This is a genomic window from Paraburkholderia sp. WS6 (genome assembly GCF_030464835.1).
In the GTDB taxonomy this organism is placed as follows: domain Bacteria; phylum Pseudomonadota; class Gammaproteobacteria; order Burkholderiales; family Burkholderiaceae; genus Paraburkholderia; species Paraburkholderia madseniana.
Window position 1 is genome coordinate 73,271 of record NZ_JALQCK010000028.1, and the last position, 13,418, is coordinate 86,688.

Below are 13,418 nucleotides of genomic sequence, written 5' to 3' on the forward strand. Positions count from 1 at the left end.
CCATGGATGCACCCCAGACCGCGCCCTCCGCTGCCGAGTTTCTCACCTCGGTGGAAATTCTCTCGCCGTTTTCGCGCGACGAGATCGAGCGTCTTGCCGAATATGCGCAGGCACGCTTCTATTCGTTCGGCGAAACGGTGTGCTCGGCGGGTGAGACGGCTGACGGTCTTTACGTGGTTCGCTCGGGCTCGGTGCGTATCTTCACCGAGGAGCATGGCAAGGAAACCAGCATGGGCGTGCGCAAAACCGGCGAGATTTTCGCCGACATTGCGATGTTGCGCGCGTACGTGCATGAGGCGTCGGTACGGGCGTCCGCGAAAACCGAATTGCTGTTCATTCCCCGTGCCGCGATCGAGCCGGTGATCGCCGGCAATCAGGCCGCGTTGGCGTTTATCGCGAGCTATGTAGCGATCAGTTCGGCCGGCGGTTTCGTCGCTCAGTTGTTCGATCTGCGCGGCAAGCTCAACAAGGCGGAACTCGAAGAATATGTGCGCAGCGTCGGCGTGAAACGGGTGGCCGAGGGCAAGGAAATTCTCAAGCAAGATGGGCGCGATGACCGGCGGCTTTATGTGGTGCGGCAAGGCGGCGTGCGCATTGTCCGTCACGAGGAAGGCCACGACTACACGCTTGCGACCTTAGGCGAAGGCGAAATCTTCGGCGAAAAGGCGTGTTTGATGCGGCAGGAGCAAATGGCGTCGGTGGTGGCGACGACCGATACGCGGCTGCTGGTGATCCCGGAGCGAACCGTCCATTTCATTCTGGAGCGCAATCCGAAGCTGCGCGAAGTGCTGGATGAGCGGATTCGTTACGGCGACCGCGAATTGCAGCGGCAAAAGCGCCTGGAGCAGCGGCGCAAACTGCCTTTGATGCTCGACCTGCAGACCAAACCCGAGTTCGGCGAAAAGGTCATCAAGCGCTTTGCGCTGGTCGAACAGGCTGAGGAAATGGATTGCGGCGCCGCGTGCCTCGCCATGGTATGCCGCCACTACAGCATCCCGATGACGCTCGGCAAACTGCGCGAACTCGCCAACGTCACGACGCAAGGCGCCACGCTCGACAGCCTCGCGCGTGCGGGCGAATCGCTTGGCTTCACTGCACGCGGCGTGCAATGCACATTCGATTCCTTGCGCGGTTTCGATCTGCCCTTCATCGTGCATTGGGAGGGCTACCACTATGTAGTGGTGTACGGGCTCTCGAAGGACTACGTGTGGGTCGCCGATCCGGCACTCGGCTTCCGGAAAATGACGGTCGAGGATTTCGAACGCGGCTGGAGCGGCACGTGTCTGCTCTTTACCGGCGGACCGAATCTCATGCAGATGTCCGCCGCGCGTTCGCCGTGGATACGCTTTGTTGGCTACCTCAGGCCGTACAAGAAGATTCTCGGTCACCTGTTTCTTGCCACGTTTGTGATTCAGGTACTCGGCGTGATTCCGCCGCTGATCATCCAGAACATTCTCGACGGCGTGATCGTGCATCAGAACGTCAGCCTGCTGCATCTGCTGATCGGCGGCCTGATTATCGCCAATGTGTTTTCGCAATTGATGTCGACGATTCGCGCGTATCTGGCGAATTTCATGGTGCGCAACATGGACTTCGCGATGATGTCGCAGTTCTTCAAGCACACCATGTCGCTGCCGTTCTCGTTTTTCGCCAAGCGGAAGACCGGCGACATCTTCGCGCGTTTTCAGGAGAACCAGACGATCCGCGCCTTCCTCACCGAATCCACGGTGACCACCGCGTTGAATCTGCTGATGGTGTTCATCTACTTCACGATCATGTTCGTCTACAACGTGAAGATGACGCTGGTATTGATCGCGTTCGTGATACCCATCATGGCGTTGACCGCGCTAGCCACGCCGAAGATCAAGAACTATGCGCGTGAGGTATTCACGGCCTCGACCGAGTCGAAGTCGTTTTTGATGGAAGCGCTCGCCGGTGTCGAGACCATCAAGGGTATGGGCATCGAACGGCCGGTGCGGTTGCGCTGGGAGAAGAAGTACGCGAAGGCGCTCGAAGTGCAATACCGGGCGCACGCCTTCAACATTCTCATTGGGCTTGGCAGCCAGTTGCTGAATGCGGCGACGACGATCGCCATCCTTTGGGTCGGCGCAAATCTGGTGCTGGCGCGCGAAATGACCATCGGTCAGTTGATTGCGTTCAATGCGTTCATGGGCAGCGTGCTGGGTCCGCTGATGGGACTGGTCGGCTTATGGAGCATGTTGAACGACGCGGGCGTGGCGATGGAACGCCTCGGCGACGTGCTCGATATCGAGCCGGAACAGAAGCCGCAGGATTTGCCTTCGCGCGTGATGCTGCCGGAACTGCAGGGCGAAATCAGTTTTAGCGGCGTCTACTTCCGCTACGGCGAGGACGACTCGGCGTATGTACTGGAAAATATCAGCTTTGACATCAAGCCCGGCGAACTGGTGGCGATTGTGGGCCGCAGCGGGTCCGGCAAGACGACGCTCGCCAAGCTGCTGGTCGGCTTCTACGCGCCGACCGAGGGCAAGATGACCATCGACGGCTACGACCTCGGCGTGGTCGACAAAGCCTATTACCGCGCGCAGATCGGCTATGTAATGCAGAGCAATCTGCTGTTTTCCGGCACGATTGCCGAAAACATTGCCAGCGGCGACGACGCGCCCGAACGGCGCCGCATCGAGGAGGTCGCGAAAATGGCCGACGCGCACGCGTTCATCAGCAAGATGCCGCTCGGCTACGAGCAGATTGTCGGCGAACGCGGCATTGGCTTATCCGGTGGGCAGATCCAGCGGCTTTGCATTGCGCGGGCGCTGTATCACGATCCGCGTCTGCTGGTTTTCGACGAGGCGACCTCGGCGCTGGACTCGCAATCGGAAAGCAATATCCTCGGCAATATGCATGACATTCTGAAGGGCCGAACGGCGGTGATCATTGCGCATCGGCTCAGCACCATCATGCGTGCCGACAAGATTCTGGTGCTGTATGAAGGGGCGATTGTCGAACAGGGCCGTCACGATGAACTGATCCAGCGCGGCGGCATGTACTACCAGTTGGTCCAGAAACAGTTGAGTGCGTGATGAAGATACTCGACCAGGTAGAAGAGCTCAGCCCGGCGATTTCATACGCGGGTTTGATCGAACGCATCGAGATTTTGCGCTCGACGCTGCGTTGGTCGTCCCGGCTCGAGCGCGCCGACATCGACAAGCTGCTCCGGCAAGCCACCTCGTTGCGCGACGAAGTCATGCAGCTCTCGCACAAGGAGCGCTTCGTGCAGGCCGCAACGGCCGCTGAGCCTGCCACGGCTGCCGATCAATCCCGTGGTGCGCGCAGAAAGGCGCTGATCGAGCGCAGCTTCATTTTCGAAGGGACGTTCGGCGACAATCCACGTTTGCTCGAATCGCTCGAAATCGCCGAGAAGGCGGCGCCGACCGATTTGCCGGTGTTGATCGATGGCGAAAGCGGCACCGGTAAGGAGCTGATGGCGAAGGTAATTCACGCGAATGGTTCGCGCTCGGACAAGCCCTTTATCTCCGTGAATTGCGGTGCGATTCCGGACAATCTGCTGGAGTCGGAATTGTTCGGTCATCGCAAGGGCGCGTTCACGGGAGCTTCGAATGACCGCAAGGGCAAATTCGAAAGCGCGCATACCGGCACGATCTTTCTCGACGAAATCGGCGAGTTGCCGCTGGCCGGTCAGGTGAAGTTGCTGCGCGTGCTGGAAGCACACGAGATTCAGCGCGTGGGTTCTGATGAGACGATTGCTGTCGATACGCGCATCGTCGCCGCGACCAATCGCAATCTGCGGCAACTCAGCGAAGAGGGCAAGTTCCGCGAGGACCTGTTCTACCGTCTCAGCGTGATTCATGTCACGTTGCCGCCACTGCGCGAGCGGCGCGATGAGATACCGCTGCTGATTGCCTGGTTCGGCGATGAAGCTGCAGGTACGTTGAAACGCAGGCCCGTCAGATTGACGCCGCGTCTGCGGGACTTTCTGCTGAACTATGCGTACCCGGGCAATATTCGTGAACTGCGCAACGTGATGTATCGCGTGTCGTGCCTCGCCGGCGACATGGCGGATGTCGATCATCTGCCGGTGGATATGCGGCCGGCCGCGCCAGGGTCAGCCGCGACTGCTTCCAGTGTAACCACTGCGACGGGACAGGAACCAATCAGCGTGGCGAATCTGATGTCGCTGAGCGACGCGAAGCGCGCCGCGAGCGACGACGCGGAAAAAGCCTTCCTGGAGCGGGGCCTGCGCGAAGTGAGCGGCACGGTTGCGGAACTGGCGCGGCGCATCGATATGAACCGCTCGCATCTGCAAATGCTTCTAAAGAAGCATGGCCTGCATTCGAAGGATTTTCGCAATCGCAATGCACCGCCCACGAACAGAAACGGCGCTGACGAGCACGATGAGGAAGACAGCGATAGTTGAGGCTGGATGCTTCGACGGTTTTCGGGCGTGCCTGATCAGAGCCTCTCGAGAACTTCAAGAAAGAGCAATATGCCGATGAAGAAGCCAATCCATCTTACCGTGGTCATGAGGCTGGTGAGCCTGACAGCCAGTGAGTTCACGGCCTCCGCGACAGGATTCGCCGTTAATTCATCAGTGCGGTCGCCGCTCGTCGTCGCGGTGCGCAATTGAGCAGTTGCGAGGTCGATACGAAGGTGGGTGACGTAGCCAACTGCGATTTCCGGACATTCAATTGCGCCGTCGCTTTTGCTGGGCCTGAGAAAAAGGTCCGGCTCGCGCCGAGGGTTAGCCATAGCACTTTCGGCCGTGTAGAGGTGTCGCAGCGCCAGTCCCAACTCGACTGCGCCAAACCGGCCGTCGGACGTCGCTTTCGAAAGCGCATGTATACAGGCTTCGGGAATGTGGCAGGCGAGCCACCACTGATCGGGTTCGCCGGTCTCTGCGTCGGCCCGATTGACACCGAGACGAGCAGTACCGAGCGGCACGTCGGCAAACGAAGTACCGAGTTCGTCCTCCAACTCGCGCAGACCTAAGCGGTCAGCCTTGCTGACGTCGCGGGCCTCGAAGGACACCTCAACGGCGAGCATCGCGTGTTCAGCGTCGCCGATGATCGACAGCTCCTGGCCATCGAGATGTGCCATTCCGTGCAGCGACGTGGAGAGTGTTGGCTGTTTGTCTGCGTCCAGAGGCTCTGCGAGCTGTTGGGCCACATGGAGCTGTTCCAACCGCAACCACATTGACCTGGCCGGGAAATACGTCCGCTTCTCGCCATCCAACCCGACATGTTCGAGGGCGTGATCCTTCCGCTCAATCAATTCCGTCGCGACGTTTTTTTCCAAAAACTCCATGGCGCGCCCCACTCGTGATTGCGTCAAGCCCTTGAGCGATCAAGGCCAAAGGCGTGGGTGTTGTCCGCCTGAACGCGTGGACAAAGCGCCGACGGTTGCGTATTGCAATGCAGTACGCTCACGGGAGGGATACTACCCATCCGAATGTTGGGTGGATATTAGGAAGAACACACATAAATTGCAATTTCTTTCGAACTGTGTGTTCAAGGCGCGGGGTTCAGCAGGGTTTTGTCTGACGCATACGGATCTTCAGCCTGCACCACCACGGCGGTGACATTGTCACGTCCGCCGTGCGCAATGGCCAGTTCAACCAGTTCATCGGACGCGCGCTCGCACGCCACCGAGGTCAGCACCGCCAATATTTCCGCATCGCTGACTTCGTTGCTGAGCCCATCGCTGCAAAGCAGGAAAACGTCGCCGTCCGCGACTTCGATTGCATCGTCATCGAGTTCGAGCACGTCCGTGGCGCCCACCGCGCGCGTGATCATGTGCTGCGCCGGGTGATGGCGCGCCTCTTCGTCGGTAATCACGCCGAGCGATTTGAGTTCTTCCACCTGACTATGATCGCGCGTGAGTTGCCGCAATTGCCCTTCGCGATACAGATAGAGACGACTGTCGCCGGCCCATAGGTAACCGCAGAAGCGGTCGCACGCGAGCAGCACGATGACGGTGCTGCCGATCCGTTGCACCTGGCGGCGCGCGGCTTCGTCCCTCAGTTGGCGGTTGGCCTTTTGCAGCCGTGCTCGTGCGTCGGCGATGCAGGTTTTCATCGCGAGCGGCGGCGCGAGCCGGCTCAGCGAATCGATCACCACGCGGCTCGCCAGATCGCCGACCGCGTGCCCGCCCATGCCATCGGCGACGGCCCAGCGTCCGGGTTCGGGCTGGGCGAGGCAGGCATCTTCGTTGATTTCACGGACGCGTCCGGCGTCGGACCGCGCGGACGACGTCCATCGAAATTGGCTCGGACAGGTCACAAGGGTTACACCGTATCGTTTCTGCTGCGTGCGTCCGGGGAGACGTTGATGTTCGAGTTCGCGCCGGTGTTGCGTACGTCGACCGACTGGAACGTGTTGATCATCTGGTTAGCATAGAAGTTGTTCGAGATGTCGTACAGGTTCACCACCGGACCGATGCTCGGTGTTTCCCGCACATAGGGCTGAATCCAGCCGTACACCCACGGCGCACCGCCGCCGCCGCGGATCGCCGCCATTGCTTTACGGTCGAGCGCGAGGTTCAGCGAGAGGTCGTTTACTGTGATGGAAGCCATATCGTTCTCCGGTTGGCCGCGTGCGTCGGGCGCGCGGTTGAAAAGGAATTGAACGTGATGGTGCAAGTGCTGTGCCAGTTTGCGGCTCGAGCGGGCGCTTTCTCGTAACGCGTTGATTGGTGGGCGATTCCGCGCACCTGGGCAGGCAGCGCCTGTTCGTGCAGAACTGGAGAGGTCGGGATGCAGCCAACATCCGGGCACTCACACCGGTGCAGGACCCAACACATTGGCCGGACTCCCGGCCCCTGGCGAACCGACTCGCTGTGGCTCAACCTACGCTCCAAATGATCGACGTCTGCCAACAGATCGGTTTGATTTGTGTCGGATCCCAACGGACATCTGCTGCACTCAAAATGCCTCCCAATTCCTGCCAGCCCTTTAAATAAAGGCTTTTCGCCACATGGCCCGGATGATGCAAAAGATCTCGCAACAGTGTTGGATATTGAAGCGAGACCAGCCATGAACACGAACCACCTCCCGACGAGCAGCGAAGACCAAGACGAACGCTGCAATGAAACGTCGACCATCGACCTGCCGATCGGCGCGCATCTCGTGACGCAACGGCGCGGCTACGAACATCACGGCATTTATGTCGGCAATGGCCGCGTGGTTCATTACGCGGGTTTTGCGAGCTCGGCGCATCGCGGTCCGGTGGAAGAAGTGGAATTGACCCGCTTCGCCGCCGGTCATCCGTTGACGATCCGCCCGACCCCGAGCGCCCGTTACGTCGGCGATGAAGCCGTGCGCCGCGCGCGCTCCCGCCTCGGCGAAAACCATTACCGCCTGCTGACGAATAACTGCGAGCACTTCTGCGCGTGGTGCCTGCTTGGCGAAAGCCGCAGCGAACAGGTGCATTGCTGCTTGACGCATCCCCGTGCCGGCGTGCTCACGCTGGTGTGTCTGGTGAAGGCGTTTGTCGAACGCACCGCGAAGAATGGTCAGGTTGCCGCCCAACTCGCCTGAGCGAGCGGTAACGAGCAGGAACGAGTTCAGCAATTCAGGGATTCAAGGATCGAGGAGAGCATCATGGTTGCCGCAGAAAAGACCTTGCACTGGGCCGTCGATAAATGGCTTGCGCCGACCCCGTCGATGCCCGCACGTGTCGTTCAGTTTTGCCACCGCGCGTCGCAGCATCAGCGTTACGTTTGTGTAGAAGCTCTGCGGCCGAGCGGTTTGTTGTCGATCTTCTTCTTCCGTCATGACGACGGCTCGTGGAACGTGTTCCCGCCGCAAGCCGAGCGACCCGCCATGAACGGCCATCGACGCACGGCAGTTTGCTAGCTTTGTGTGTGCGAGGCCGCTTCCTTGACGATCCACTGACTGAACAGCAGCATCGCCGACGTCATCGGTTTGCCCTTCAACCACGTCAGCCAGTAGCTGCCGGCGTGAACTTCCACCTCGAACGGCCGCACCAGCCGGCCCGTGTTGATCTCGTGATCGAACATCAGCGCCGGCGCCAACGCGATACCCGCACCCTGCATGGCCGCTTCCACCATGAGCCGCGATGAATCGAACACCGGGCCGCGAATCGGCCGCGGCGGGATGCCGGCAGCCGTGAACCAGTTCATCCAGTCGTCGACGCGATAGGAGCGCAGCAAAGTTTCGTTGGCGAGATCCGTTGGCACGGACAGACGCCTGGCGATCTCGGGCGCACACAGAATCGCGAGCGGTGCGTCGAGCAGCCGGGTGGCGAGCGAGCCTGGCCAGGTGCCGTCGCCGAAACGGATCGCGAAGTCGAGGCCTTCGGTGGCGAGATCGACCAGATTGTTGTTCGTCAGCAGCCGCAGCTCGACAAACGGATGCGCGTCGCGAAACGACTTGAGCCGCGACATCAACCAGCCCACCGCGAAAGTGCCCACCACGCCGACCGTCAACACCTCGTGGAAGTGGCCGCCATCGAACTGTTTGAGCACGGCTTCGATGCGATCGAATGCATCCGTGAGGACAGGGCGCAGCGCGAGGCCTTCGTCGGTCATGGCCAGTCCGCGGGGCAGACGGTTGAAGAGCGCCGTGCCAAGCCGCTCCTCCAGCGTTCTGACCTGCTGGCTCACAGCCGCCTGGGTGACGTTCAATTCGAGCGCGGCGCGCGTGAAGCTCAGATGCCGCGCGGACGATTCGAAGGCGCGCAGCGCATTCAACGGGAGATACGGTCTCATGGCGGAGGCATAAGATTTTCTAGGGGTTAGGCTAACTTATCATCGTTTGCCAGCGGACGCCGAAAAACCGATAGTTGCGGCTTCAAATAAGGAGCGGCGATGATCACAAGACGGAAATTCGCGGGCGCGATGCTCGGTGTTTCGATAGCTGGGGTTGCGGTTGGCAGTGGTGGCGCGTTCGGGAAAGCGGTGAAGGCGGGCACGGCAAAGCAGGGCGGCAGCGTGGCCAAGGCGGACGCCATTCGTCAACGGCTCGCGCAGATCGAAGCGGAAAGCGGCGGCCGGCTCGGCGTGTCGATCGTCGACACGACCTCCGGATTGCACGCCGGTTTGCGGACGGACGAGCGTTTTCCGATGTGCAGCACGTTCAAACTGCTGGCGGCGAGTTTCGTGCTGACGCGCGTGGATCACGGACAAGAGGACCTGGAACGGCGCATCGTATTTTCCAAAGCCGATCTTGTGCCGTACTCGCCGGCCACCAGCCAGCACACCCGCGAGCGCACCGGCGAAGCGGGGATGAGCGTCGCCGACTTGTGCAAGGCGGCCATTACGCTCAGCGATAACACAGCGGCTAATCTGCTGCTGGCGAGCTTTGGCGGCCCCGCGGCTTTGACCGCGTTCGCGCGCAGTATCGACGACGGCATCACGCGTCTGGACCGCAATGAGCCGACGCTGAACGAAGCGACGCCCGGCGATCCACGCGACACCACCACGCCCAACGCCATGCTCGGCAATCTGCGCGAGCTGCTGCTGGGCGAGCGGTTGTCTTCGTCGTCGCGTGCGCAACTGCTGGCCTGGCTGGCTGCCAATCAGACCGGCGCCGAACGGATTCGCGCGAAGCTGCCGAAGGATTGGGGCGTCGGCGATAAAACGGGTACGGGCGATCACGGCACGGCAAATGACGTCGCGATTCTGTGGCCGCCGGGACGCGGGCCGATTCTCGTGACCGTTTACCTGACCGAAACGAGTGGCGATGCGGCGCGCTGCAATGCGGCGATTGCTGACGTCGGTGCGTTGATCGCGGCGTCGGTTTGATCGTGTGAGCGTTCGTTCAGCGCATGAACCGGTTCGTGGTGCAAACGTGCTGACCACTGGAAAAAAGGCGAACCGGCTACGGGAACAACGGGCCGACTATGGGAGAGACTGGCCTACGTCTTTCGCTTACGATTGAAAGGCGAATCGTGCGACACTAGGGCCACACCAAAGGGGGCCCCTATGTCTGTCTATGTCCTGGCATTGCTAATCGGCGTAGTGGCCGGCCTTCGCGCGATGACTGCGCCCGCAGCCGTTAGTTGGGCGGCGCATCTCGGGTGGTTGCCGCTGCAGGACACGCCGCTGGCATTTCTCGGTTTTGCTGCCACGCCGTACATCTTCACAGTGCTGGCGATCGTCGAACTGATTACGGATCAACTGCCGAAAACGCCTAGCCGTACCGTGCCGATGCAATTTGGCACGCGTATCGTCCTGGGTGGGTTGAGTGGCGCGGCGATCGGGGCCGCACATGGTGGCTTGGTGGGTGGTTTGATTGCCGGGGTGGTGGGCGCAGTGATCGGCACCCTGGGCGGCGCGAAGGTGAGAGGCGCGTTGGCGCGCACGTTTGGCCGCGACTTGCCGGCCGCCTTGATCGAAGACGCGGTAGCGATCGTTGGTGCTGTGTTGATTGTGATGGCGTTACGTTGACGTCGGCGAGGTGTGCGTTGACAAACCATCCGTCATCGCGGACAATTTTTTCCGCCCAAGGGCCACGACAAATACCTGACTAGCAACAGACGGTCGGCTATCCGTGGACTTGGGCGTTTTCATTTCTAGGCCCGCGCAATACGCGAGTCTGCTGCAATTTGAGCTGCAGGCTGAGGAACGACTGCAGCCGGAATCAACTTCCCTTGCACCAGCAACCCAAGCGTCTTCACCACGAAAATTCCAATCACCACATTCGCGGCGACGAACAAAACCGGCGCAATCCATTCGAGCGGACCCGTTGCGCCTCGTTCGACCATGCGGATCGCCATCGTCGGCAATGCGGCTACACCGAAGCTGAACGCCCAGTATCCCGGCACGAATGCTTGCTGGCGAATCCACGGCAGCAGACGCAACAGCAGCAACGCCTGGTAGAGCCCATAGCCGAGCAGCATCAGCGCGACCAGATCAGGCGTGCCACTGCTTAAGCTCAGATACGTCACACCGCCCACCACCGGCGGCGCGAGCTGAATGCCGAGGATCGGACGCAGTGCTTCGGGCAGCGGTTCATGCACGGCGGCGCGGTGCAGAATCATCGATTCGATCGCGAGCCAGGACAGCACGCCGGCGCCGAAGAACAGCCCGCCCAACTGATGAAAACCGAAGGCAGCAGCCGCCGTGCCCGCGACAAAACTCGACGCGACGGTCGGCAGATAAATGGCCGGCGTGATCAGTTCAGGCTTGCGCCCACCCTGCCAGAGCCGTCCATGCAGGTACACGCCGAGCACCAATTGGGCGACCACGGCCACGCCGAACAGTGCAAGCGCAACCGAATGCGCATAAGGCTGCAAGAGCTGCGCGGCCAGCAAACTCGAAACCGGCCCGAGCGCCGCAAACGACGATTGCACCGGATGCTGCATTTCCGCGCGAGCCTCGGCTGCATGCGTCAGCCACTTATGCCCGTATGCGAGCAGAACGACGAGCCACACCACAAGCGCTGCGACGCTGAACACGTCTCCAGCGATTGTGGGCAAATGCCACACCCTGATCGCCACACGCCACAAGTTGGCGAACGCCAGCGCGCCCACCGCGATGCCGAAGAAAGAAACTGGAATCGTGCCACGATTGCTATTCATCTCTGATCCTCCGAAGCGTTGCGACGCGCTCCGATGTTCCGGCGTTGCGCGTTCGATAACGTACTCTAGAGGGCGGTGGCAAAACGCTGAATGCCGGGACGGCTCAACAAATGGCGCGATCGTCTCAACGTGCATTCACAGCGCGTGCTTTGCCCCAGTTGCGGCACGTTCCGTCGGGTTTCGCCGTCCTGCCGCCGATTTCCGGCTGTTTCGGCCCCGAAGAATCACTGCCTGGTATGACAGCCCCGCGTCATCGCGTAAAATTTCCACTTCGATATGAAGTAACGTCATTTACGCTAACTCATGCCAACGCCTGCGGACAAATCAAACTCAAAGGAAAGCGAGGGCGTTGCCGTCATCGATCGTGCTTGCGCGATTCTGTTCGCGTTCAGGCCGGACGACGTCGCGCTCACGCTCGCCGAACTCGCGGCGCGCACGGGGCTCTACAAGAGCACGCTGTTGCGGCTTGCGGGCTCGCTGATCCAGCACCGCCTACTGCTTCGTCTGGATGACGGCCGCTATCAACTCGGCTCCGCGACCTTCATGCTCGGCGCGCTGTATCAGCGCAGCCTGAACGTCGGCGACATTCTGGTGCCGCTGATGCGCGAACTTGCGGAAACGAGCGGCGAAAGCGTCTCCTTCTATGTGCGCGACGAGGCGGTGCGTGTGTGCTTGCATCGTGTGGATTCGACGCATGCGGTGCGATTTCACGTGCGCGAAGGTGACGTGCTGCCGCTGGAAAGCGGCTCGGGCGGTCTTGCATTGCTGGCGTTCGGCGGCATGCCGGGCGAGCCGTACGAGAAAATTCGCGAGGACTTCTACTGTGTGTCGATCGGCGAGCGTGATCGGGAGACGGCGGGGGTTTCGATGCCGGTATTCGGTGTGCGCCAGAGTTTGCGTGGCGTGCTGACGCTTGCAGGCCCGAGTTCGCGCATCGATCAGGCGTTCCTCGAGAGTAATCTCGGCGCGCTGTTCGATTGCGCCGCACGCGCAACGGATGCATTAGGCGGCGACTCGCGCGCAATGCGCAACGCGCAGCGGCGCGCGGCCGAAGTTCAGAACAGGTGACGCTCGGGCTTGCCCGTGTACATGTAGCTCATCTGGCGCGGCATCGGGCCTTTGTTGCGCTCGTTGCGTCCGCGTTGCTCCCAGGCATGCGACAGAATGCCGACCGCTCGTGACAGGCAGAACACCCCGCGTGCCAGCTCCGGCGCAAAGCCGAGTTCCGCGTAGATCACGGCGGTTGCGCCGTCGATATTCATCGGCACGGGTTTGTTCTTGCGCTGCTTGAGCAGGGCTTCAATGCCGCGCGCGATAGCGGCGTATCGGCCGCTGATACTTTGCTGTTCGACGCTGTCGTCCACGAGCGAAAGAAGCCGGATTGCGCGCGGATCGACCGGATGAAAGCGGTGCCCGAAGCCAGGCAAATACTTGCCGTGTTCGACGGTAAAAGCATCGACACCTTGCTTGACGGCTTCTTCCAACGTGGCACCTGCTTGCATGCGTTCGGCAATCGAGTCGTACAGTTCGACCGCCTGTTGACCGGCGCCGCCGTGCACATCATCCAGCGCATTGATCGCGGAGGCCATCGCGCCGTTCAACGGCAAACCGCAACTGGTCGCCATCCGCGAGATTGCAATCGACGGTGCATGCGGACCATGATCGACCGACGCCACCAACGCCGCTTCGAACAACCGCGCTTGTGCGGCATCAGGCAATTCGCCGCGCAGCATCAGCCAGATCATCTGCGGAAAGCTGACGTTGCCGATCAACTCCTGAATCGGGAAACCGCGCACCTTGATCGAGCCGGGATGGATATCGATGATCGAGGTGCTCCAGTACTCGGCGGCGAGCTTGGCGGCGTCGAATGCTTGCGTCATG

At 60.9% G+C, this 13,418-nt stretch carries 13 protein-coding genes; 7 read left to right on the forward strand and 6 right to left on the reverse strand.

The window, feature by feature from the left end:
• Nucleotides 1-2: 2 nt before the first annotated feature.
• Both M0D64_RS28595 and M0D64_RS28600 read left to right on the forward strand, forming a co-directional pair.
• Nucleotides 3-3,059: a peptidase domain-containing ABC transporter gene (locus M0D64_RS28595; protein WP_154562770.1), complete on the forward strand. Its 3,057-nt coding sequence runs from the start codon at nt 3-5 to the stop codon at nt 3,057-3,059.
• Complete coding sequence (locus M0D64_RS28600; RefSeq protein ID WP_266260211.1) at nt 3,056-4,414, forward strand: sigma-54-dependent Fis family transcriptional regulator; 1,359 nt, start codon at nt 3,056-3,058, stop codon at nt 4,412-4,414. The genes M0D64_RS28595 and M0D64_RS28600 overlap by 4 nt, the downstream gene beginning before the upstream one ends.
• A 35-nt stretch (nt 4,415-4,449) precedes the next feature.
• Here M0D64_RS28600 and M0D64_RS28605 read toward each other — a convergent pair whose 3' ends face one another.
• The 3 genes from M0D64_RS28605 to M0D64_RS28615 all read right to left on the reverse strand — a co-directional run bounded on the left by M0D64_RS28605 (nt 4,450) and on the right by M0D64_RS28615 (nt 6,568).
• Entirely contained in the window at nt 4,450-5,301 is an 852-nt protein-coding gene (locus M0D64_RS28605) for a hypothetical protein (RefSeq protein WP_266260212.1), read from the reverse strand.
• A 203-nt stretch (nt 5,302-5,504) separates the two neighbouring features.
• The gene (locus tag M0D64_RS28610; RefSeq protein WP_168435795.1) at nt 5,505-6,275 is read right to left on the reverse strand and encodes a PP2C family serine/threonine-protein phosphatase; all 771 of its coding nucleotides are present in this window, start codon (nt 6,273-6,275) and stop codon (nt 5,505-5,507) included.
• A gap of 5 nt (nt 6,276-6,280) precedes the next feature.
• On the reverse strand, nt 6,281-6,568 hold the full coding sequence (locus M0D64_RS28615; RefSeq protein ID WP_054035641.1) for a hypothetical protein: 288 nt from the start codon (nt 6,566-6,568) through the stop codon (nt 6,281-6,283).
• Nucleotides 6,569-7,027: 459 nt separating this feature from the next.
• Here M0D64_RS28615 and M0D64_RS28620 point away from each other — a divergent pair, with 459 nt between their 5' ends.
• Nucleotides 7,028-7,531: a lecithin retinol acyltransferase family protein gene (locus tag M0D64_RS28620; protein ID WP_266260213.1), complete on the forward strand. Its 504-nt coding sequence runs from the start codon at nt 7,028-7,030 to the stop codon at nt 7,529-7,531.
• A 63-nt stretch (nt 7,532-7,594) separates the two neighbouring features.
• Nucleotides 7,595-7,849 carry a hypothetical protein gene (locus M0D64_RS28625; RefSeq protein ID WP_154562760.1) on the forward strand — a complete coding sequence of 85 codons (255 nt, stop codon included), beginning with the start codon at nt 7,595-7,597 and terminating at the stop codon, nt 7,847-7,849.
• On the opposite strand, the gene M0D64_RS28630 is transcribed toward M0D64_RS28625, so the two are convergent.
• A complete protein-coding gene (locus tag M0D64_RS28630; protein WP_266260215.1) occupies nt 7,846-8,724 on the reverse strand; it encodes a LysR family transcriptional regulator in 879 nt (292 codons plus the stop codon). The genes M0D64_RS28625 and M0D64_RS28630 overlap by 4 nt on opposite strands.
• A gap of 99 nt (nt 8,725-8,823) precedes the next feature.
• On the opposite strand from M0D64_RS28630, the gene bla reads away from it, so the two are divergent.
• Nucleotides 8,824-9,759, forward strand: a complete 936-nt coding sequence (bla, locus tag M0D64_RS28635; protein ID WP_266260216.1) for a class A beta-lactamase — start codon at nt 8,824-8,826, stop codon at nt 9,757-9,759.
• Between the two features lie 180 nt (nt 9,760-9,939).
• A complete protein-coding gene (locus tag M0D64_RS28640) occupies nt 9,940-10,404 on the forward strand; it encodes a DUF4126 domain-containing protein (RefSeq protein ID WP_266260217.1) in 465 nt (154 codons plus the stop codon).
• A 125-nt stretch (nt 10,405-10,529) separates the two neighbouring features.
• Here M0D64_RS28640 and tehA read toward each other — a convergent pair whose 3' ends face one another.
• Nucleotides 10,530-11,537 carry a dicarboxylate transporter/tellurite-resistance protein TehA gene (gene tehA / locus M0D64_RS28645; protein WP_266260218.1) on the reverse strand — a complete coding sequence of 336 codons (1,008 nt, stop codon included), beginning with the start codon at nt 11,535-11,537 and terminating at the stop codon, nt 10,530-10,532.
• Nucleotides 11,538-11,840: 303 nt separating this feature from the next.
• Here tehA and M0D64_RS28650 point away from each other — a divergent pair, with 303 nt between their 5' ends.
• A complete protein-coding gene (locus M0D64_RS28650; RefSeq protein ID WP_266260219.1) occupies nt 11,841-12,605 on the forward strand; it encodes an IclR family transcriptional regulator in 765 nt (254 codons plus the stop codon).
• Here the strand turns inward: M0D64_RS28650 and M0D64_RS28655 are convergent.
• Nucleotides 12,593-13,417: a citryl-CoA lyase gene (locus M0D64_RS28655; protein ID WP_266260220.1), complete on the reverse strand. Its 825-nt coding sequence runs from the start codon at nt 13,415-13,417 to the stop codon at nt 12,593-12,595. The two genes, M0D64_RS28650 and M0D64_RS28655, sit on opposite strands and share 13 nt — an antisense overlap.
• Nucleotide 13,418 lies beyond the last annotated feature (1 nt).

Coding starts and splice junctions, on each gene's coding strand:
- M0D64_RS28655 (WP_266260220.1), bottom strand. CDS start 13,417: ATGACGCAAGCATTCGACGCCGCCAAGCTCGCCGCCGAGTACTGGAGC.
- M0D64_RS28605 (WP_266260212.1), bottom strand. CDS start 5,301: ATGGAGTTTTTGGAAAAAAACGTCGCGACGGAATTGATTGAGCGGAAG.
- M0D64_RS28620 (WP_266260213.1), top strand. CDS start 7,028: ATGAACACGAACCACCTCCCGACGAGCAGCGAAGACCAAGACGAACGC.
- bla (WP_266260216.1), top strand. CDS start 8,824: ATGATCACAAGACGGAAATTCGCGGGCGCGATGCTCGGTGTTTCGATA.
- tehA (WP_266260218.1), bottom strand. CDS start 11,537: ATGAATAGCAATCGTGGCACGATTCCAGTTTCTTTCTTCGGCATCGCG.
- M0D64_RS28595 (WP_154562770.1), top strand. CDS start 3: ATGGATGCACCCCAGACCGCGCCCTCCGCTGCCGAGTTTCTCACCTCG.
- M0D64_RS28615 (WP_054035641.1), bottom strand. CDS start 6,568: ATGGCTTCCATCACAGTAAACGACCTCTCGCTGAACCTCGCGCTCGAC.
- M0D64_RS28640 (WP_266260217.1), top strand. CDS start 9,940: ATGTCTGTCTATGTCCTGGCATTGCTAATCGGCGTAGTGGCCGGCCTT.
- M0D64_RS28650 (WP_266260219.1), top strand. CDS start 11,841: ATGCCAACGCCTGCGGACAAATCAAACTCAAAGGAAAGCGAGGGCGTT.
- M0D64_RS28625 (WP_154562760.1), top strand. CDS start 7,595: ATGGTTGCCGCAGAAAAGACCTTGCACTGGGCCGTCGATAAATGGCTT.
- M0D64_RS28630 (WP_266260215.1), bottom strand. CDS start 8,724: ATGAGACCGTATCTCCCGTTGAATGCGCTGCGCGCCTTCGAATCGTCC.